Here is a 22,477-nt window from a genome sequence, read left to right on the forward strand (position 1 = left end):
GGCGATTGCTAAGTGGAATGTTGCAGCGCTGAACTTAATTATTAAACCATAAAATTGTGCGATGCAATAATCTGTATTCTATTGATTCGCAAAATGAAGTCAAGGGAAATTTGTGCGTCGCAATATAATAATTATGTATATAAAAACATTTGATACGTATACCCGGTCAGGAAAATTAGAAACTAATACAAACACTTTTCCTCGGGCAATTATGTATGGTAATTATGACCAGAAAATGAAGTGGCATGCCTATGTTAGACTTTCATATGGAGATTTGCGTTCAGGCAATTCATTTTGTGGCAAGCATATAGCTGGGAGAGGTAATGGCAATCACTGCAAAAACAAAAAAAGACTTTAAGCATTTTCATGCAATTACTACACGCTGGATGGATAACGATGCTTATGGACATGTTAATAATGTCGTGTATTACAGCTGGTTTGATACGGTCGTCAACGAGTTCCTGATCAGTAACGGTGTCCTGGACATAGAAAACAGCCCGGTCATAGGCCTGGTCATAGAAACCCAGTGCAATTACCTGGCGTCGGTTGCTTTTCCTGATGTTATCGAAGCGGGCGTCAGCGTCAGCAAATTGGGCAACTCCAGCGTGCGCTACGAAGTGGGTATTTTCAGGAATGGTGAAGACCAGGCTGCCGCTCAGGGACATTTCGTGCACGTTTATGTAGATAGGGAAAATCGCCGCCCTACAGCCATCCCTGGCAACATGCGCCAGCTCTTGCAAACAATAGAGGTAATAGGCTCATGATTACGTCAGCAAATCAGCAAGTGGTTGATGAAGCCATCACGTCACGCCGCTCGATACGTGCATTTTTACCAACAGTCGTGGCGCGTGAAGATATACAGGCAATACTTGAGGTTGCTGCCCGCGCACCATCTGGCAGTAATACCCAGCCCTGGAAGGTCTATGTACTGACCGGCTCCCGCCTGCATGCAGTATCGAATGCCATTCTGGCTGCCCACAATAGTGAAGGGCAGGGAGGGCATGAGCAGGAATACAATTATTATCCGGTGAAATGGATTACTCCCTATCTGGAGCGCCGCCGCAAGGTAGGCTGGGATCTATATGCCTTGCTGGGCCTGGGACGTGAAAACAAGATGGGCATGCATGCGCAGCATGGTCGCAACTATGCCTTTTTTGATGCGCCGGTCGGGTTCATCTTTACCATAGACCGGGTCATGGAGCAGGGGTCATGGCTGGACTATGGCATGTTCCTGCAAAATATCATGATTGCTGCGCGTGGTCGCGGTCTTGACACCTGTCCACAGGCGGCCTTCACTCAATATCACAAGGTAATTGCAGAGCAGCTGCAGCTACCGGCAGATGAAATGCTGGTATGTGGCATGTCACTGGGTTATGCCGATCACAGCAAAATTGAAAACACTCTGGTGACCGAAAGAGCGAGCCTTGCTGATTTTGTCCGGTTTATCGAATAAAGAAGACAAATGACTATTTCTGGAAAATGAATTGTGAATTTTGTTTAAAAGCCAGAATATTTTTGCAACTTACCCTAAGGCTGCGAATGAATAAGCGCAGCTAACTCCTTATTTTCCTTGCGGAATTTCCGAATTTTGCTACACTGCACTATCTTTTTGGCATATCTAATCTGGAGTCATTAATGGTGAAATTTGCCCGTAGTGCAGTGGTTTTTTCATTAATCGCACTCTTGCCAGTGGCTAGTGCGCTGGCTGCCAACAACACTCACAAGAATTCTTCCAAGAAACATGCTGTCCATGGCAAGACGCATGCGGCTGCGCATAAGAAAATTATTATTCATACTGCGTCGGGCAAACTGGTCAAGCGTACCGTCATGGTGCATGGCAAACGAAAGGTCATTACAGAGCGCGTTGCACTGGTACGTGAAGTGCCGGACAAGCCCAGCATGGGTGATACCGTCGGCTTGAAAAATACCCAGGACCCTCTGGAATTGAAATCAAATGTGGCCTATGTGGTTGATCAGGATAGTTCCAAGGTCTTGTTTGAAAAAAATTCTGACGTTTCCCTGCCTATCGCCTCAATCACCAAACTCATGACCAGTCTGGTAGTAGTAGAAGCACATCAGGACATGGATGAGCAGATAGAAGTGACGAATGATGATATCGACAAGGAAAAAAACACCAGCTCCCGCTTGAAGATAGGTGCCAAATTATCGCGCTCTGACATGTTGCATATTGCCTTGATGAGTTCAGAAAATCGTGCAGCCTCTGCACTCGGACGCAATTATCCAGGTGGCTTGCCTGCATTTGTCACTGCGATGAACACCAAAGCGAAACAGCTGGGCATGACTGATACGCATTATGTGGATTCTAGTGGTCTTTCCAGCCAGAACCGCGCCAGCGCACGTGATTTGGTGAAACTGGTTAATGCGGCCTATCAGCACCCTGTGATCAGGCAGTATTCTACCGATTCAAAATATGTCGTTGCGCCAGGTGGCAAAAATCTCGAATACGGCACGTCCAACAAACTGGTTATCAATCCTGCATGGGAAATCGGCTTGCAAAAAACAGGTTACATCGCCGAAGCTGGCCGCTGCCTGGTTATGCAAGCGATTATTGAGGGACGCAATATTGTCATGGTCTTCCTTGACTCCAAGGGCAAGTATTCACGTCTGGCAGATGCTGATCGCATGAAGAAATGGCTGGAGACGATCAAGCCGCATGTTTGAGCAGTATTCAAAGCATGTCGTAATAAATGTACATGCAAGAACAAATTCTCACTATACCCGCCTTAACAGGCGGGTATTTTTTTGCCAATAAACATTTAAGTCTGGGCAAAAGCTGAAATCAGCAGGCTTACGAGGCTCTTACGATGCTTGATTACAATAAGTAATTTATTTGATGTATTTTCGGTATTTGCCATCCAGTGGATATGAGTCTATCGCTTCAGGTAGGATCTGATTCCGTGTGAGTAGCTGCATTTTCCCAAAAATGTGGTGAAGCCTTGCTGTCACTTTCCTTTAAGAAATACTCTAAGATTTGTCGAATAAGATGGGCAAGATTGTTGGGAAAATTTGGCGAATTTGCCATGCCGAAGCAATTATTGAATGGCTTTAACTATATTTCACATTCTACTTTTTGTGAAAATAAATATTTAAAGCCTTTTGCGGTATTGTCTTGCATTTTGCTTATCTTTTAATCAAAAGGCCGTTTCTCAATGCTAAAGATGGCGAGGATTGAAAAAGTATTTGGACTTTTCTTCATCAATACTTCGATATTATTTTAATAATGCAATCGTTTGCTCAGTGTTTTTGAGAGAATTTCATTCACACAGTAGTAGTTTTATCTGCCTCAAATAATGACGACACCGACTTATCACTTTATCTCAGGCTTGCCACGTTCCGGCTCTACCTTATTGGCCGCATTGTTACTGCAAAACCCACGCTTTCATGCCGGGATGACCAGTCCGGTTGGTACTTTGTATACCAGCATGCTGCATCAGTTTGGCGCTGGTACGGAATTTGGCCCTGTCATTACCAAGGCAGAACGCAAGCGCCTGGTGCGTGGCTTGTTTGATTCTTATTATGCCGAGCACGCTGAGAAGAGTGTGGTATTCGATACCAACCGCATGTGGACAGCACATCTGCCCATGCTGATGGATCAGTTCCCCGGCTCCAAGGTGATTGCCTGTGTACGCAATGTCGCCTGGGTGATGGATAGCATAGAGCGCAAATATGCGGCTGACCCCTATGAAATCACGCGCCTGTTCAATGACGATAATGAGCGCGCTACTGTGTATAGCCGGGTAGAAACCCTGGCACAGCGCAATCGCATGGTCGGTTACCCCTGGGCTGCCCTGAAGAGTGCCTTTTACAGTGAGCATGCCGGTTCCATGCTGCTCATCGATTATGACTTGCTGGCGCAGGCACCGCAAAAAGTGCTGCCGCTGATTTATGACTTTATTGGTGCTGAACCATTCGAGCATGACTTCCAGAATATCCAGTACGACGCACCTGAGTTTGATGCGCCCTTGGGCATGCGGGGTTTGCACAAGGTCAGGCCAGAAGTCAGCTTTCAAGCCCGCGACACCATACTGCCTCCCGATTTATTTCAGCAATACAGTCAGCTATCGTTCTGGAAAGACACGACCGGTAGCCGTGCCAATGTAATCACCGCCAAATTTGTTCCAAATTCTACTGAAAAATGAAGATGACACCGTCTAATTCCTTGAATCCAGCCACTTCTGAAGCCAGTTCATCTTCCGGTTCTTCTTCAAGTTTTGCATTTGACCCTCTACATCCAAGTCTGGCAGATGGTTTGCCATCCGTCGCCACTGCAGTTGTTGCGCCAGCAGTTCCCGTCATTACCCAAACGGCAGTCGTACCATCCATTGCCGCACCTGCGCCTGTCGCTGCCGCAACGCCCCATGAAGTGGTGTTTGTTGATACCACACTGCAAAACTGGCAAGGCCTGGTTGGCAATCTCAAACCAGGTACCGAAGTCGTTACGCTTGATCCGTTAAAGAACGGCGTACAGCAAATGGCCGATGCCTTGCAAGGCAAGGCCGATATCACTGCTGTCCATATTGTTTCACATGGTGGTGAAGGCTATCTGGTACTTGGCAATACCATGCTGTCTTCGTATAACCTGACAGACTATCAGGCCAGCGTGGCGACCATACAAAAAGCCATGGCGCCAGGGGCTGATATTTTGCTGTATGGCTGCGATGTTGCCAAAGGCGATAACGGCACCAGCTTTGTGAATCAGCTGGCTAAAGCGACAGGTGCAGATGTCGCTGCATCGACCAATGACACGGGTGTACATGGTGATTGGGTGCTGGAATATCATAGTGGTGTGGTAGAGACTACTGCAATAGCTGCACAACAATATCATTACGACCTCGCGACCATTACCGTTACTAATTTGAACGATATTGGCACAGGCTCGTTACGAGATGCTGTGGTGAACGCGACTGGCAACGGTGCTGCCGATACCATCGTATTTGATCCAGCCTTGTTTGCCAGTGGTGCTGGCACCATTACCCTGACCAGCGGAGCGCTTGAGGTTGGTGGCACCAGTGATGCGGATGCATTCAGTATTATCGGCCCTGGCAGCAATTTATTGACCATCAGCGGTAACAATAGCTCACAGATTTTTCGGGCGGATAATTATGCTGCGGCCAATACTTCGGCATTGAATATTTCAGGTATGACGTTGACCAATGCGAGCAATACCACAGCAACCGGTTACTCTCTCTCCCGTGGCGGCGGTGCCATCATCGTGTCCAGTACTGGTGCCGTAGTCATCGATCACGTAGTCATTAAAAATTCCAGTTCTTCCGGCTATGGCGGCGGCCTTTCTTCTTACGGTAATTACAATAGCAGTATTACCGTTAGCAATTCGAGTTTTCAATCCAATACTACTACTGGCGCTGGTGGCGGCATTAATCTGTCTGCCCATTCGGTCACATTGCTTAATAACACTTTTGAAGGCAATACTGCCGCTACAGGCGGTGGTGGAGCAGCGCTCGGTATCATTGGTGCCGGTAACTTTACGATCACCAATAACACCTTTTCCAATAACACCAGTGGCACAAGTAATGTGGTGGCAGGCAAGGGAGGTGGTTTGCAGATTTCTTCCTTCTCTGGAAGCACTGGCAGCATCATCAATAACACCATTGTTGGCAACCATTTCGTCGGCAAATCAACGGTCAATGCAGACCTGGTATCTGCGGATGGTGGTGGCCTGCATGTAGACGGTTCGCCTGGTGTGATTACGCTGTCGAACAATCTGATTGCGAACAATACAAGTACCGGTGCAGCTGGCAATAATGGCGCCGATCTGGTCCTTGGGCGCAACCTGACTGTCAATGGCGCCAATAATATTTTTGGTACCACGGCTGGCACCTACACCGTGTCCAATAGTGGCGGCAATACCATCAGTAACCTGACCGGTACTATTTCCACCGTCCCGAGCATGGGTACGTTGGCCTACAATGGCGGGCCGGTAAAAACCATTTCGATTGCTGGCGGCAGTAGTGCCGTAGGTGCAGGTACCACAACCGGCGCGCCGACGACGGATGCGCGTGGATTTAACCGAGGTGGCACAATTGATATTGGTGCCTATGAATCTTCCGATAATGGCAGCTTCAATTTTGGTGGAGTCGTTTCCCCTGCGAATGGCGTTATTGATGTACCCATCAACTATGACCTGGTGATCGATTTTGGTACGGCGGTTACAGCAGTTGCCGCCAAAAATATCGTCATTTACCGCCAGTCAGACAATGCGGTGCTGGAAACCATCGCTGCCACCGATACCAGCAAGGTCACATTCAGCAGTGGTACGGGCGGTGCCAATAGCAAGGTTACGATTAATCCAGCCGCCAATTTCCTTGGCAAGACTGGCTACTATGTATTGATAGACAGCGGTTCGTTCCTGGACAGTAGCAGCAAGTCATTTACCGGCATCACTTCCAATTCTACCTGGGCCTTCACTTCTGCCGGTTTGCCATCGATCATCACCAGCGCCACCTACGATGCCAGCACTGGCATTCTGTCCGTTATCGGCACTAATATGGCGAGCGGCGACACCATTGATGTTTCCAAACTGTCGCTGACAGGGCAGGGCGGTTCTTACACGCTGACGACAGCGAATGTAACGACCAGCAGTGCGACAGCTTTCTCAATAACATTGAACGCGGCTGATAAGCTGGCCATCAACGGTGTCTTGAACAATAACGGTACAACGGCTGTTGATACCACTACATTCAATCTGGCCGCTGCTGCTGGCTGGGATGCTTCGCAGGGACCATTAGCCGACACAACAAACCCTGTCACTGTCGCGAACGTCACATCCCCAACGATCACCTCAGCAACTTACGACGGTACAACACACGTCTTCACCATCACCGGCACCAACCTGGTCAAGACCATAGGTGCCACGAATGACGTCACGATTTCCAAACTGACGATTACCGGTGAAGGTGGTGCAACCCGTACTCTCTCAACCACAGGCAACGTCGAAATCACATCAGACACCAGCTTTACCTTTACTTTGGCTGGCGCAGATATAGCCGCTGTCGATAGCTTGCTCAACAAGAACGGCACTGCGTCCGCCAGCAGCGCTACTACATATAACCTTTCTGCAGCTGATGACTGGAACAGCGTCATCACCGGTGGCAACATTCAGGATTTGACAGGCAACGGCATCACCGTCTCCAATGCTGCCCCCAGCATCCTGAGTTCCACCTACGATGCAGCAACCGGCATCCTGTCTGTCTCCGCCGTCAACATCGTCGGTGGCGACACCATTGATGTGAGCAAGTTATCCATCACAGGCCAGGGTGGTTCCTACACCCTGACCACGGCCAACGTCACCGCCAGCAGTTCGACTGCCTTTGCTGTCACCCTGAATGCCGCCGATAAGCTCGCCATCAACGGCATCCTGAACAATAACGGCACGACAGCAGTTGATACCACCACCTTCAATCTCGCCGCTGCTGCTTCCTGGGACGCCACCACCACATCCAGTGCAGATTTGACCGGCAATGCTGTGACTGTATCGAATGTCACCGCCCCAACGATCACCTCAGCGACCTACAACGGCAGCACCCACGTCTTCACCGTCACCGGCACTAACCTCGTTAAAACCATCGGTGCGACCAATGACGTCAACCTGTCCAAGTTCACCATCACTGGTGAAGGTGGTGCGACCTATATACTGTCCACCACCGGCAATGTTGAAGTCACCTCCGCCAACAGCTTTACCTTTACACTGGCGGGTGCAGATATCACTGGTATCGATGCCCTGTTGAATAAGAACGGCACCTCCTCTGTCAGTTCCACTACCTACAACCTGGCTGTTGCCGATGACTGGAACAGCGTCATCACCGGCGGCAACATTCAGGATTTGACTGGCAATGGCATTACCGTTTCCAATGCCGCGCCAAGCATATTGAGTTCCACCTACGATGCGGCAACCGGCATTTTATCGGTCTCGGCAGTCAACATGGTTGGTGGTGACCTCATTGATGTCAGCAAACTCTCTATCACAGGCCAGGCTGGCTCCTACACACTGACCAGCGCCAACGTCAACGCCAGCAGTACAACTGCTTTTGCAGTCACGCTGAATGCCGCCGATAAGCTCGCCATCAACGGCATCTTGAACAACAACGGCACCACCGCCGTTGATAGCACCACATTTAACCTGGCCGCTGCTGCCTCCTGGGACGCCACCACCGCATCCAGTGCAGATTTGACTGGCAATGCCGTGACAGTCTCGAACGTCACAGCGCCAACGATTACATCGGCAACTTACGACGGCACTACCCATGTCTTTACCGTCACCGGCACCAACCTGGTTAAAACCATTGGTGCGACCAATGACGTCACCATTTCCAAGCTCACCATTACTGGTGAAGGCGGTGCGACCTACGCCCTGTCCACCACCGGCAATGTTGAAATCACCTCCGCTACCAGCTTTACATTTACGCTGGCGGGTGCCGATATCGGTGGTGTTGATGCCCTGCTGAACAAAAACGGCACCTCGTCTGCCAGCAGTGCCACCACCTACAACCTGGCTGTTGCCGATGACTGGAACAGCGTTATCACTGGCGGCAATATTCAGGATTTAACTGGCAATGGCATCACCGTCTCGAACGCTGCACCGAGCATCATCAGCTCCACCTATGATGCCGCGACGGGCGTTTTAAGTGTCACTGCCGTCAACATCGTTGGTGGCGACACCATCGATGTATCGAAGTTATCCTTGGTCGGTCAGGGTGGTGGTTCTTATACCTTAACCAGCGCCAACGTCACCGCCAGCAGCAGTACCGCCTTTGCCGTGACCCTGAACGCTGCCGACAAACTCGCCGTCAATGGCCTGTTGAACAAGACCGGCACCACCGCCGTTGATGCCACCACCTTCAACCTGGCCGCTGCTGCTTCCTGGGACGCCACCACCACATCGAGCGCCGACCTGACCGGCAATGCCGTCACCGTCTCGAACGTGGCCGCCCCAACCATTACCTCAGCCACCTATGACGTCACCACCCACATCCTGACCGTCACCGGCACAGGCCTCGTCAGCACCCTCGGTGCCACCAATGACATCACCGTCTCTGCCCTGACCATCAAAGGCGAAGGCGCAGCCACCCGTACGCTGTCGACCACCGGAAATGTCGAAGTCACCTCCGCCACCAGCTTTGCCGTGACCCTCGCCGGTGCTGACCAGGCTGCTGTCGAAGCCCTGTTCAACAAGAACGGCACAACATCCACAGGTGGTACCACTTACAACCTGGCTGCCGCCGATGACTGGGACAGCGTCATTACCGGTGGCAATATTGCTGTCACCACTGCCCCGATTACCGTCTCCAATGTCGCCGTCCCGACCGTGACCTCGGCCACCTACAACGCCAACACCGGTGTACTGACCGTCACCGGCACTGGCCTCACCGGTCTGACAGGCGCAAACAACGACATCGTCGCCAATAAATTCAGCCTGCAAGGCGAAGGCGGTGCCAGCTATACCCTCACCACCACCAGCAATGTCGAGATCACCTCTGCGACCTCGTTCACCCTGACCCTCAGTGCCGCAGACCGCCTGGGTGCCAACCTCATCATGAACAAGAATGGCACCAGCTCCACCAGTGTCAATACCTATAACCTGATTGCCGCAGAAGACTGGAATGCCGGTGCCGATGCCGCCGTTGTGATTGCTGACCTGACCGGCAATGGGATTACTGTTACCAATGTGGTGGCACCAACGGTCACCTCAGCGACCTACAACGTCGCCACCGGTGTACTGGTGGTTACGGGCAACAACTTCCTGTCCTTGACAGGAGCCAATAACGATATTACCGCCAACCGTATCCGTTTCCTCGGTCAGGGTGCCTTCAACTACACCCTGACCGATACCGCCAACGTCGACATCACCTCCAACACCAGCTTCACCATGACCATGAGTGCCAACGACAAGGCGGCCCTGGCATTGCGCTTGAACAAGGATGGCAACTCGTCCACCGACAGCACCACCTACAACATTGGCATGCTGGAAGACTGGAATACTGGTGCCGCTACGGCTGTCGTCATCGCTGACCTGTTTGGCAATTTCATTACCGTCACCGGCAATAACGTTGCTCCCGTCATCGGTGGTGTGGTCGCAGGCCAGACCGTGACTGAAACCACCACGGTTTCTCCGTTCACCGGTGTCACCATCACTGACCCTGACGTGGGTGCATCTGAAACCATCATCATCAGCCTGGATGTTGCCGCCAAAGGTGCCTTCACCGCCGCTTCACTGGCAGCGACTGGCTTCTCGACTGCCGATGGCGGCCTGACCTATACCCATGCAGCCGGTACCCCGGCAGCCGTGCAGGCGGCCATCCGTGGCCTGGTGTTCCAGCCGGCTGCTGGCCGTGTCCCTGTGGGCAGCACAGAAACCACGACCTTTACCATCAGTGCCAATGACGGTATTGCTTCTGCGGTATTGAATAACACGACGACAGTGATTGCGACCGGCATCAATGCGGCACCGACCAATATCACCTTGTCGAATGCGGCACTCCAGCAGGGTTCTGCTGACAATACCAGTGTGGGTACTTTGACAGCGATTGACCCGAATCCGGGTGATACCGCCAGTTTTACCCTGGTAACTGGTAATGGGACGAATGACAAGGACAACAGTAAATTCACCATCTCGGGTAATACCCTGGTGGCGAAGAACCCTGTGGGCATGACACCGGGCAATTACAGTATCTTTGTGAGAGCCACGGATGCCATGGGTTCTGCCTATGAAAAGAACTTCATCATCGCCGTTGGTGACAATGTCGCTCCAACCGCGACCGGTATTACCCGCATCCAATCTGAGAACACCAGCCTGGGCACGATAGACTACAAGGTCACGTTCAGTGAAGCGGTGACGGGCGTGAATGCGGCAGCCTTTGCACTGGCGACGACGGGGACAGTGGCAGGAACCATCAGCAGTGTCACGCAGCTTGATCCTTCTACCTACAGCGTCAGGATCACGGGATTGACCGGTGATGGGACACTGGGCCTGAATCTGAAGAATGCCGGTACTGGCATTGTGGATACGTCCAGCCTGGCCCTGAATGGCGGCTTTACCGGGCAGTTGTATCAGGTCGATCATACGGCGCCGACGACCACCGTTGTGAACCTGAAGTTCTCTAATGATGACGGTATCAGTGGTACCGACTTCATCACGACAGCGACTCAACAGACCATCAGCGGTACACTCAGTGCCAGCTTGCTCGCCGGTGAAACCATCCAGGTCTCGCTCGACAATGGCACGAACTGGATCAATGCGACAGCAACAGTAGGTAGTAATAGCTGGGCCCTGCAAAACCAGACTGTCAGCGGTAATAACACCCTGAAGGTCAGGGTAAGTGATCTGGCTGGTAATAGCGGAGCGGTACTGCAACAGGCTTATTCCATCCTTGCCTATGACAACAATACCGGAACCAATCCTTCTGACAATACCAATCCTGTCATTGATCCGGATGCCGATGGTGACGGCATCCTGCAAACCATAGAAGCAGGAGTACCCAACTGGATAGGTAGTGGCAAGGGGGATGGTAACGGCGATGGCAAAGCTGATCAGGCGCAGAAAGAAGTCGCCTCCTTGCCATGGAATAATGGTGGCCTGGTCAATACGCACTATGCGACTTTGAGTATTGATTCTTCACTGGCCTTGTCTCATACGACGACGTCAGCCAGCCCGCTCAATTTACCCAGTGACCTGCAATTACAGTATGGCTTGATCAACAGCCAAATTAATGGCGTGGGTACAGGTAAAGAAATCAATTTGTCGGTTTATACCGATAAGCTGGGTTCAGTAAATGGTTACTGGGTACAGGACAAGGCGGGTAACTGGACAAATATTGCCAGCGCGATCACAGAGGTGAATGGCAAACTGAAGGTGGACTTCAAGATCACCGATGGTGGCATATTTGATGCGGACGGCAAGGTGGATGGCAAGATCAGTTTCAGCGGTGGTCTGGGATACAGGAACAGTTCCCTGCCCGGCGACAAGGATGGTGATGGTATCCCGGATGCGATAGAAGCGAAGGTCGGCACCAAACTTGATGTCAAAGACAATGATGTCTTGCACCGCTCTGACCTGTTTGCCATGCAGCTGTATCGTGACGTGCTGTTCCGTGAAGCGGATACCGCAGGCGTGCAGTACTGGCAGGGTCAGATCGACAGTGGCAAGATGAGCCGGGCGCAGGTGGCGGCGTCGTTCATGGAGTCAGCTGAATTCCAGAGTGGGATAGGCGGGATTACGCGTCTGTACTTTGGTGCCTTTGACCGCTTGCCTGACCGTGAGGGTCTGGCTTACTGGATGCAGGCGCAAAAGGATGGCATGAACCTGAGTAAAATCAGTGCTTCGTTTGTGTCGAGTGCAGAATTCCAGAAGACTTATGGGGCGCTGGACAATACGGCCTTTGTGGACCGGGTCTATCAGAATGTCTTGCACCGCAGTTCAGATACAGCAGGCAAAGCCTACTGGCTGGGGCAACTGGGCAATGGCTTGAGCCGTGGCGATATGCTGGCGGGCTTTACGGAATCGACGGAGTTCAAGGCGAATTCGCAATCCAAAGTGTCTTTGACGCTGGATTACATCGGTCTCTTGGGTCATGCGCCGGATCAGGCGACCTTTGATACTTTAGTCAGCCAATCGGGTACGGATGTGGTCACGCTGATCGGGCAGTTTATTAATTCGCCTGAGTATCTGGCGAGGTTTATGCCCTGAACCTGATTCAGTCAGTATGCAAAGCCGTCCGGGAGAAAATCCGGGCGGCTTTTTCATTTAATGCGCTCAGGAAAATAAATAACTCTGCTGAAGAACTATTTTGCTGTAAAAACACCTGCACCTGTTGTTTGAAAAAAACAACTCAAAATTCAATAGGATTTTTGTGCGCTATCGCACAGATCGTGCGATGTGAAAAGAGAGATAAGGGATGCTTGATACCTTACTCAAGCAGAAATTGCCTGGTCAATCTGTCAAAGCTGGACGGATAAAGACTGCCTCCCACATGTGAAACCAATGCAACCAATGATTCAATCCTGGTTAGCAACTTCACCTCAGGTCGCTTTCTGAAATAAGAAAGAAGCACCGTATTGCGGCCACACCGAAATTACTCGGCACCGGTTTCACCTGACAAAAAAAGGCAAAAATGAATATCCTACAGCGCTACCTGAGGCCGCTTGCTTGCGTCTCTGCAATGCTCATCACATCATTCATTGCCGGTTGCGGCGGTGGTGATCAAGGCCGTGATCCGATTTTGGGATTACCATCAACTACTCTTTCTACTCTCACCGTTAGTCCTGCAACAGCCACAGTAGCAAGTGGCGGTATGCAACAATTTGTGGCTACGGCGACATTTGCAGACGGTGTTTCCCGTGATGTCACGACGGCTTCCGTGTGGAGTTCTGGCAGCCCTGCGATAGCCAGTGTCGTCGTTGATACTGGCGTTGCCAAAGGTCTGGTGAGTGGATCGGCGATTATCACTGCCAGCTTCGGTGGCAAACTAGCCTCTGCTACGTTGACGGTGTCGCCTGCATCTCTGCAATCGATCAGCCTGCTGCCCGCAAATCCATCATTAGCGGTTGGTGGCAAGCAGCAATTTTCGGCGATGGGAACTTACTCTGATGGCACCACCAGTGACATTACAGCAATCTCCAGCTTTACGTCGGCAACTCCTGTATCGGCCACGATCAGCAACACAGGATTGGCGACAGGTGTAGCAGTTGGTTCATCGGTCATTACGGCAGTTTCAGGTGCTCGGTCAGCCACGACCTTGCTAACAGTGACGCCAGCGAGCTTGCTCTCCATCGCATTGACGCCAGCTAATCCGGTCATGCAAATAGGCACGACGCAACAGCTGACTTCCACTGCCAAATATTCAGATGGCAGTAGTGTGAATGTGACCGCGACGACTAGTTTCAGTTCTGCCACACCTGCCAATGCAACAGTCTCGACTGTCACAGCCAGCAATGGTCTGGTGACTGCAATCGCTACTGGCCCCTCTGTCATTACAGCGACGTTTAATGGCATGAGCACGACAACCACCATCAACGTCAGCTCTGCTGTGTTGCTTACTATTACCGTGGTACCACCTAATGCAAATGTTGCCGTTGGCAGCACCCAGCAATTTGTTGCCAGTGGCGGTTATTCTGACGGCACTACAGCAAACATCAGCAATGGTGTGACCTGGGCGACTAGTTCACCTCTGGTTGCAACTGTCTTGCCAAATGGTCTTGCTACTGCTGTGGCTACCGGCCCAGCACTGATCACAGCAACGCTGGGTGGTAAAACAGGTTCTGCCTCATTGACTGTGGTACCTGCCGTTACCCTGAACTCAATTGCAATCACTCCCGTCACCGCAAATCTGGCGATAGGCTCTACCCAGGCATTCATAGCGATTGGTACGTATTCCGATAGTAGCAATGTCAATGTCACGAATTTGGTTACCTGGAGTTCAGGTAGCAGTTCGGTTGCAAGTATATTGTCTAGTGGTATTGCAACTGGTGTGACAACAGGTACATCGATTATCACGGCTAGCCTCAGTGCTAAATCTGCGACCGCCACACTCACTGTCGTAACCAGCCCGGCCTTGACTTCGATTTCGATTGCCGCACCGCCTGCAAGCATGCTTGTTGGCGCGACACAAAATCTGGTGGCAACAGGTAATTACTCAGATGGCAGCACCGCCAATATTACTAACAGCATCACATGGAGTTCTGGTGCAAGTACGATTGCTACGGTGAATACAAGTGGGCTGGTGGCTGCAGTCTCTCCTGGTACTACACCAGTTGTGGCGATATCTGGCACTAAATCTGCTTCAGTGACGATTAATGTGTTGCCTGTCGCAACTTTAAATTCCATCACCGTGACGCCAGCTTCACCAAGCATAGCCGTCAATGGTGCGCAGAGTTTGCTTGCTACCGGCAGCTTTGCAGATGGCAGTAACCTCAATATCAGCAATTCTGTCACCTGGGCTTCTGCTAACGCTGCAGTTGCTTCAGTGTCGGCGACGGGTGTTGCCAATGGCTTGTCTGGTGGTACTGCCGCCATTACTGCCAGTTTTGCTGGCAAGCTGGGTAGTGCCAGTTTGACGGTAACACCTGCAGTCACGATTACGGGTATTACGCTTGCGCCAGTCAATGGCTCAGTACCTGTTGGATCATTGCAGCAATTTACTGCGATCGGCACTTACTCAAACGGCACAAGCAATAACATCAGCAGCACAGTAAGCTGGAATTCAAGTGTGGGTAGTGTCGCCAGTATTTCATCCACTGGACAAGCTACGGCACTTTCAGCAGGTGTGACAAATATCACAGCGACGCAAGGTGCGCAGACAGCAAGTACGAGTTTCACCGTGACTGCCGCTCCTGTGGCAAGTATTAACCTTGGTAGTGCAGCCAGCTTTGCCGTCTTGGCTGGAGCATCAATCACCAATAACTCTGGTGGTATTACCCTGGTGAGTGGTGATGTAGGTGCACCATCGCAGATAGTTGATCCTGTGCAGGCTGCAGGTTTTAGCAATTACAAATCTGGTGCCATATTGAACACGGCGTTGGCTGACCTGCAAGTTGCCATTGCTGATGCGAATAGCCGCACCTGCACTGTTAATTCTGCTGGTGGTGTTGATCTGGGCGGGCAGACCTTTACACCTGGTGTGTATTGCTATGCCGGTGCCATCACTATTACCGGTACTTTTACGATGAATGGTCCCGGCCTGTATCTGTTTCGCAGTAGCTCCACTTTAAACACGACAGCGAATTCCATCGTCGCTTTAAATGGTGGTGCGTCAGCGGCCAGTGTCTTCTGGGTACCTGTATCAGCAACAACTCTTGGCGCAAACAGCGTGTTCAAGGGAACTATCATGGGGCAGTCTGCAGCCATCACGATGGGGGATACTGCGACCTTGCAAAACGGCCGGGTATTGTCGGGCAGCGCCGTGACGCTTAAAAATAATGCGATTGCACGTTAAACACAGATGGATATCTGAAAGAGTTCCCGATGAACTCTTTCAATAAAACATCCAATAAGTCATTCAATAAATTCGGCAAATTCATCAGGAGAAAATTATGGCGCTGCCAAAAAAATTATTCACACTTAACTTGTTCGCTTGCGCACTTCTTGCCAGTCAACTGGCGCAAGCTGATGAACCGTGGACCAACCAGGAATGGGCAGACAATGCGTGGTACTTGGGTGTGGGGGCTGGACGTGCAAACACAAGCATTGATAAAGACAGAATAATACGTAGCCTCATGGACAATGGTGCAAGTTCTGTGACATTCGGATCAAATGAGCGTGATACTGCCTTCAAGCTGTTCATGGGCAAGCAAATGAATCGATACTTTGCCATAGAGGCAGGCTACTTTGATCTTGGCAAATTTGGATTCAATGCAACGACCACACCACCAGGAGTTATCAATGGTGAAGTGGGATTTCGCGGATTTAATCTGGATCTGGTGGGACAGCTACCATTGACTGAGCGCTTCTCTTTGCTTGGGCGTGTGGGTGCAAATTACACCAGGGCTGATGCACACTTCAGCGGCAATCGCCTGTTTGCCCTAACGGATCCCAATCCTACCGAGAAAAAACTGAATCCCAAAGTTGGCGTTGGCCTGGAATATAAATTTACGCAGGCATTGGCAATGCGCGGTGAAGCAGAAAGATACCGCGTCAATGATGCCGTGCATAATCGTGGTGACGTGGATTTTTATTCTGTCAGCCTCGTCTACAAATTTGGCAAGCCAGCGTATGCCAGACCGGTAGCCTACGTAGCGTCACCAGTCCCTGTAATGCAACAAGACCCCATACCTGTTACTGTTGCGCAAAGTCCGCCTCCGCCACCGAGGCCGCAACCGGTGTCTGAAAAAATCACTTTCAGTGCAGAAACCTTGTTTGACTTTGATAAATCCGTCGTCAAACCACCAGGCAAGCAGGCACTGGATGATTTGTTGAATAAACTGCAGGGCATGAATACCGAAGTGATGATTACTGTTGGGCACACTGATTCTGTAGGCAGCGATGCATATAATCAGAAATTATCCATCCGTCGTGCCGAAGCAGTAAAAGCCTATCTGGTTAGCAAGGGAATTGATGCAACACGCGTCTATACCGAAGGTAAGGGTGAAACCCAGCCAATCGCTGATAACAAGACTAGTGATGGGCGTTCCAAAAACCGTCGCGTGACTGTGGAAGTGGTTGGTTCACGCAGATGATGCATTTGTAGTGTGATTACCTCATTCTTCTGATTTTTTATGAAATGTATTTTATGTGTCGTCCAGAGAAAAACTGGACGACATTTTATTGCAGGAGCAATTCAGCATTTCTCGGAAACTTCAATAAAGGATGACAGTAAAAACGAATAGGTCCGCCGTAAAAATATTAAAACCGCATGATCTTCTCAGGCGGTTCGAATACTTGAAAATTTTCAGATGCTGTTTGTTGAAGAGCTATTTTCACTCACCTGCACAAAATATTTGATAGGAATTTGGGGTTAACGGTTAAATAAACCAGTCTTTTGAGTAACATCGGATTCACTCATTGAAAATCTCTTCAGTATGTTATTTTGATCAAATAACACAACAAGTTCTTTTTTCTTGCCGCTGGCAGACGCGCCAAATAAGTTGACGATAGGAACATAGCTAATCGCATCAGCAGAGACATTGGTAAATTCGTAGTTCCATATCTCTAATCCCCCGTCGGTAAAAGTTGTTTTGATAGGTGAGCCAAATAGCGCGCGCACTTCATCTCTTGTCGTTTTTCCTTCAACTAATTTTTGTTTGGCCGAGCTCTCAGATTCTTTGCGAAGACTTTCATTTCCAACGCTGGCACATCCTGTAAGGACGAGGGCGGAAAGAAGTGCAGATGCTATTGCTATTTTTTTCATGTAGATAATCCAATTGATCGTTATTAATTGCAATCTGAGTTTGATGTGCAGATAAAAATGAAGAGCGAAGGATTATCATATCGGAAAATATGCAACTAAATGTAATAATATTTGCATCTGCCAATTGAAATTGGCTTCCGTTGTTGTTAAAGGGATGCCAGAGTCTGATTGCATAAAAATGTAAACCTGTTGCGAGGTATTTGAGCAATGTGCCTGACTGGATATACATGAAAAAAATCACTCATGGAATTCCAAACAGGTCTGACCATAATGCCTTGGTCGCGTTTGCTCCACTTTCTGACAATATGGGCGGTACCCTGGCTCTGTCTTCGCCCTGCAGCCGTATGCCATGCTGCAATTTGCGGAATAGGCGATACGCATCTGATACCTGATTAGCCAGTTGCAAGTCAATCAGGCCCAGTTCACCACAACGTTTTAATAAGGCGATATTGCCTTTGTTAGCGGTCAATTCAGGATACTGGTTTGCATATTTCAATACCAGAAATTGCACGATGAATTCTATGTCTATCATGCCGCCCGCATCCTGCTTGAGGTCAAACAGGTCGCTGCGATTCACGTTGGCATCATGCATTTTTTTGCGCATGCTGATGACTTCAGTACGTAGTTTGTCAGTATCTCTTTGCTGGCGCAGGACTTGTTCGCGTATTTGTTCAAACTGCGCGCCTATGCTGGCATCTCCTGCGCAAAAGCGGGCGCGTGTCAGTGCCTGATGCTCCCACAGCCAGGCGGATTTTTCCTGGTAACGGGCAAAGGAAGAAACTGAGGACACCAGCAAGCCGCTGGCTCCATCAGGGCGCAAGGCGATATCAATATCGAATAAGATACCTGCTGGCGTATGACAGGTCATCCAGGTAATGAAGCGCTGTGCCAGCTTGGCATAGTTGGCGGGTGCCTCCTGGTCTTCATCTTCATACAAAAAGATTACGTCAAGGTCAGACGCATAGCCCAGCTCTTTGCCACCTTGTTTGCCATAGGCGATCACAGCAAAGCTGGGCTCGGCCTTATGCCTGGTAGCAATAGTTTGCCAGGCGGATCGCAACACGGCTTCAACGATAATGTCGGCCAGTTGCGAGAGTTCATCAGCCAGGTGTTCTACGCTGAGTTGGCCTTCCAGATCTTGCGCCAGCAAGCGAAATTGCATGGCATGGTGCATTTCACGCAGGGTTTCCATTTGCCTTTCAGTGTCGCCTGCATGCTGTGTCAGGTGCTGTTGCAAGTCCAGGCGGAATGCTGACCAGTCCGGGCGCTGATGCAATGACGATTCATCCAGCAATTCATCGAGCAGCAGAGGGTGGCGGGTCAGGAACTTGGCAGCCCAGTCAGATGCTGCCATCATGCGTATCACCCTTGCCAAAGCATGCGGGTATTCGGTCAATAGCGCGAGGTAAGCCGCGCGACGGGCAATGGCTTCCATGAAGTCGAGCAGGCGGTTCCAGGCCATTAATTGGTTACTGCCTTGTCTGGCGATAATGTTCAGGGCATTGTTGACCAGTGCCACCAGTTTCATGCGGCTGGCTTCAGACAGGGATTGCACCTTGGGTGATTGCCAGGTGGCCTGCAGGCGCTGGCTGAATGCTGCAGCATCCTGCGCTGAAAACTCCAGGCCAGTCAGATGTGCGGCGATCAATTCTTCGCTGTCGGGGCTGGACAGGCTGACTGCCAGCATGCCCTGTTCATTCTCACTATTATTTTCGGCCTTGTCGCGGAAGATCGCATCAAATTGCTCGGCGATGAATTCACGGTGAGGGCGCAACTGATCCAGTAGCTGGGCAACACTGGTATAGCCCATCATCTGCGCTATCCTCAACTGGTCCTCATCCCTGGCCGGGAAGGTATGGGTTTGGGCGTCATCCAGGTATTGCAGTCTATGTTCGAGATTGCGCAAAAAGGTGTAGGAGTCCAGCAGTTTTTCGATGATGGGCGCATCCATGATGCCCTTTTCTGCCAGGGTCTGCAGAGTCAAGCGGGTAGAGCGATCACGCAGACTGGCATCGCGGCCACCGCGTATCAGTTGGAAAACCTGTGCCAGAAATTCCACCTCTCGTATGCCACCACGTCCAAGCTTGACGTTATTGCTGCGCTCTGGATGTTTGGTTTCCTGGCGCACGACTTCTGCCCGTATCTGGGCATGCATGGAGCGCAGGGAATCAATCGCGCCATAATCAAGATAACGACGATAGACGAAAGGGCGGATGATTTTTCCAGAGCGGCGATATCATAGTCATTGCCCGTCATTGCCCTGGCCTTGACCCAGGCATAACGCTCCCATTCACGCCCTTGTATCAGGAAATACTCTTCTATCATATTGAAGCTGGCGACCAGCGGGCCAGATGCGCCATTCGGGCGCAGGGCCATATCGACACGGAAGCTATATCCATCTTCCGTGACTTCAGAAATGGCAGCGATGAGTTTTTTGCCAAGGCGGCTGAAGTACTCATGATTTGACAGACTGCGCTGGCTGGAGTCCGTGGTTTGTGTTTCTCCGTCTTCGGCATAGCAAAAAATCAAATCGATATCGGAAGAGACGTTGAGTTCATAGCCACCAAGTTTGCCCATGCCCAGCACGATCATGGCTTGTTGTTTGCCACTTTCTTCTCCTATGGGAGTGCCATGCATGGCTTGCATTTCGGCATTCAGGGCCTGCAGGTGCTGCTGCACGACGAAATCGGCAAACAGGCTGATTGTTGTTATAACTTCATTGAGGTCGGCCTGGCTACAGAGGTCGCGTTTGATCAGGGTGCAGACCACCAGTTTGCGCAGACGGCGCATGGCTTTGTTAAGAGAAGCACCTTCGTATATTTCTTTTTGTAAAAACTGCGCAAAATGGGCCGTGCTCAAGGATAATTCAGAAACTTGCTGTAACTGCTCATTTCGGCTGGTATCTGCTTCCATGCAATGAGTAAAAAAGCGGGAAGCCTGGAGAATTTCTAGGTTTGTGCTGGTGCTGGCAGTCATAATGGGGCTGTGATGGGCCTTTAATTGCCCGGTCTGGTCAGTGTTGTGATTGATTTTAAGCGATAAGGGCCAGGCAGGGTGGTATTGGTTAGCGGGGCTATGCAAGCCACAGTAAATAATTTTATACTCCTTGGGAGTATAAAATTGATGTCAGGTGACAGAGTGGGTTAAGCTTGGTTGTTTTGGGAATTATTTGATTGATAATGATGGATGGCTGTTTAACTGATGACAGCATGCTAAAAATTCCGGGATTGTTTTGTGTGTGTTTCCCGGCATGTGAGGATTTGCGCAAGAACAATGAGGCTTGCTGATTTGCAAGTGCATGGTTTTTGCGCAAGTCTTACTTACAAATAAATTAAACATTAGCAATGACACAAGCAGATCAAGAAAACATTGCTAACACCGCGGTCAAGGACGACAAGCCGGGTCATTTTTGGCGGCTCTGTCGTTTTACCTGGCGAACTTGCGATAAAAGCCTGCGCTTCACGCTCAGGCTGATATTGGCATTGTATTTCCTGTTCTGCATACTGGTGCTGGTATTGCGCTATGTCGTATTGCCCAATGTAGACAGGTACAAGCCTGATATAGAACAGGTGATTTCAAACTCTCTCGGACGGCAATTACAGATCGCCAGTCTGCGTGCCTCCTGGCAGGGCCTCAATCCACAACTGACGCTGGAAAATGTCGTGCTGCGTGACAAGCAGGGTGGCACCGCGCTGGTCTTACCCGAAGTGTCGGCAACCATGTCCTGGTGGACACTCGCAGTTGCCGATTTGCGTTTTAAGCGTATTGTCATCAATCAGCCTTCCCTCGATATACAAAGGGACGCGGATGGCAAAATCTATGTGGGCGGTTTTCATATTGATCCTGCTGCCGAGAGCAAGGGGCAGGGCCTGGACTGGGTGCTGGCTCAGCATGAAGTATTGATACGCAAGGGGTCTGTGCGCTGGACAGATAAACTGCGTAATGCGGCAGAGCTGAAATTACCGGATGTGAATTTTCTCTTGCAAAACCAGTGGCGGCATCACAGGTTCGCCCTCAAGGCTACGCCTGATGCCAGCCTGTCGGCACCTTTGGATATACGGGGTGATTTTCAGCATCCGGTTTTTGCCAAAAAGATTTCAGACTTTTCTTTATGGACTGGCGATATGTATGCCGACCTGCGTCGTACTGACTTGGCCGCATTAAAAACCTATATAGACTACCCGGCAGATGTCAAGAAAGCCTATGGCTCGGTACGCGCCTGGCTGCACCTGGACAAGGGCAGGCTGGCAGACCTGACTGCAGACCTCAGTCTGGCTGATGTACTGGGCAAGTTCCGGGCTGATCTGCCTGAGCTGGACATGGCCCTGGTCAGTGGCCGTCTCGTTGCCAGCGAAACCCAGACTTCTGCACATAAATTCCTCGCGGCTCTGATGGGTAAGGCTGGACATAGTGTCTCACTGGTCAATTTTTCCATGCGTACTCGTGAGGGCTTGCAATTACCAGCAACCACCATCAAGGAAACATTTACCCCGGTGACAAGGGCCAGCCCGAAAAGGTAGAGCTGTACGCCAAGACCCTGGATTTACAGACACTGGCCAATTTCGCCGAGCATCTGCCTTTGCCTGCTGATCAAAGACAAA

Annotated in this window: 9 protein-coding genes and 1 pseudogene; 8 read left to right on the forward strand and 2 right to left on the reverse strand. The window is 50.6% G+C overall.

Annotated features, from left to right (window positions below):
• Nucleotides 1-323: 323 nt before the first annotated feature.
• The 7 genes from UNDYM_RS07740 (at nucleotide 324) to UNDYM_RS07770 (ending at nucleotide 17,205) form a co-directional block, all read left to right on the forward strand.
• On the forward strand, nucleotides 324-764 hold the full coding sequence (locus UNDYM_RS07740; protein ID WP_162040523.1) for a thioesterase family protein: 441 nt from the start codon (nucleotides 324-326) through the stop codon (nucleotides 762-764).
• A complete protein-coding gene (locus UNDYM_RS07745; protein WP_162040524.1) occupies nucleotides 761-1,453 on the forward strand; it encodes a nitroreductase in 693 nt (230 codons plus the stop codon). The genes UNDYM_RS07740 and UNDYM_RS07745 overlap by 4 nt, the downstream gene beginning before the upstream one ends.
• A gap of 182 nt (nucleotides 1,454-1,635) precedes the next feature.
• Entirely contained in the window at nucleotides 1,636-2,682 is a 1,047-nt protein-coding gene (gene pbpG, locus UNDYM_RS07750) for a D-alanyl-D-alanine endopeptidase (RefSeq protein ID WP_162040525.1), read from the forward strand.
• Between the two features lie 629 nt (nucleotides 2,683-3,311).
• Nucleotides 3,312-4,160, forward strand: coding sequence for a sulfotransferase (locus UNDYM_RS07755; protein WP_162040526.1), 849 nt, complete (start codon nucleotides 3,312-3,314; stop codon nucleotides 4,158-4,160).
• 2 nt (nucleotides 4,161-4,162) lie between these two features.
• Entirely contained in the window at nucleotides 4,163-12,721 is an 8,559-nt protein-coding gene (locus tag UNDYM_RS07760; protein ID WP_162040527.1) for a DUF4347 domain-containing protein, read from the forward strand.
• A gap of 424 nt (nucleotides 12,722-13,145) precedes the next feature.
• Nucleotides 13,146-15,965, forward strand: a complete 2,820-nt coding sequence (locus UNDYM_RS07765; protein ID WP_162040528.1) for an Ig-like domain-containing protein — start codon at nucleotides 13,146-13,148, stop codon at nucleotides 15,963-15,965.
• 97 nt (nucleotides 15,966-16,062) lie between these two features.
• The gene (locus UNDYM_RS07770; protein ID WP_162040529.1) at nucleotides 16,063-17,205 is read left to right on the forward strand and encodes an OmpA family protein; all 1,143 of its coding nucleotides are present in this window, start codon (nucleotides 16,063-16,065) and stop codon (nucleotides 17,203-17,205) included.
• Between the two features lie 278 nt (nucleotides 17,206-17,483).
• Here the strand turns inward: UNDYM_RS07770 and UNDYM_RS07775 are convergent, their stop codons facing one another.
• Together UNDYM_RS07775 and glnE are read right to left on the reverse strand one after the other, a co-directional pair.
• Nucleotides 17,484-17,876 (reverse strand): hypothetical protein, encoded by a 393-nt coding sequence (locus tag UNDYM_RS07775; protein ID WP_197740988.1) that lies wholly within the window; start codon nucleotides 17,874-17,876, stop codon nucleotides 17,484-17,486.
• A gap of 241 nt (nucleotides 17,877-18,117) precedes the next feature.
• A pseudogene (gene glnE / locus UNDYM_RS07780) lies at nucleotides 18,118-20,852 on the reverse strand (bifunctional [glutamate--ammonia ligase]-adenylyl-L-tyrosine phosphorylase/[glutamate--ammonia-ligase] adenylyltransferase).
• Nucleotides 20,853-21,220: 368 nt separating this feature from the next.
• Here glnE and UNDYM_RS07785 point away from each other — a divergent pair.
• Nucleotides 21,221-22,396 (forward strand): AsmA family protein, encoded by a 1,176-nt coding sequence (locus tag UNDYM_RS07785; protein ID WP_162040530.1) that lies wholly within the window; start codon nucleotides 21,221-21,223, stop codon nucleotides 22,394-22,396.
• The last annotated feature ends 81 nt before the right edge of the window (nucleotides 22,397-22,477 follow it).

This window comes from Undibacterium sp. YM2 (genome assembly GCF_009937975.1).
In the GTDB taxonomy this organism is placed as follows: Bacteria; Pseudomonadota; Gammaproteobacteria; order Burkholderiales; family Burkholderiaceae_D; genus Undibacterium.

Bases quoted from the DNA above. Each gene is read 5' to 3' on its own strand.
- UNDYM_RS07740 (WP_162040523.1), top strand. From the start codon at position 324: ATGGCAATCACTGCAAAAACAAAAAAAGACTTTAAGCATTTTCATGCA.
- UNDYM_RS07745 (WP_162040524.1), top strand. From the start codon at position 761: ATGATTACGTCAGCAAATCAGCAAGTGGTTGATGAAGCCATCACGTCA.
- pbpG (WP_162040525.1), top strand. From the start codon at position 1,636: ATGGTGAAATTTGCCCGTAGTGCAGTGGTTTTTTCATTAATCGCACTC.
- UNDYM_RS07755 (WP_162040526.1), top strand. From the start codon at position 3,312: ATGACGACACCGACTTATCACTTTATCTCAGGCTTGCCACGTTCCGGC.
- UNDYM_RS07760 (WP_162040527.1), top strand. From the start codon at position 4,163: ATGACACCGTCTAATTCCTTGAATCCAGCCACTTCTGAAGCCAGTTCA.
- UNDYM_RS07765 (WP_162040528.1), top strand. From the start codon at position 13,146: ATGAATATCCTACAGCGCTACCTGAGGCCGCTTGCTTGCGTCTCTGCA.
- UNDYM_RS07770 (WP_162040529.1), top strand. From the start codon at position 16,063: ATGGCGCTGCCAAAAAAATTATTCACACTTAACTTGTTCGCTTGCGCA.
- UNDYM_RS07775 (WP_197740988.1), bottom strand. From the start codon at position 17,876: ATGAAAAAAATAGCAATAGCATCTGCACTTCTTTCCGCCCTCGTCCTT.
- UNDYM_RS07785 (WP_162040530.1), top strand. From the start codon at position 21,221: ATGACACAAGCAGATCAAGAAAACATTGCTAACACCGCGGTCAAGGAC.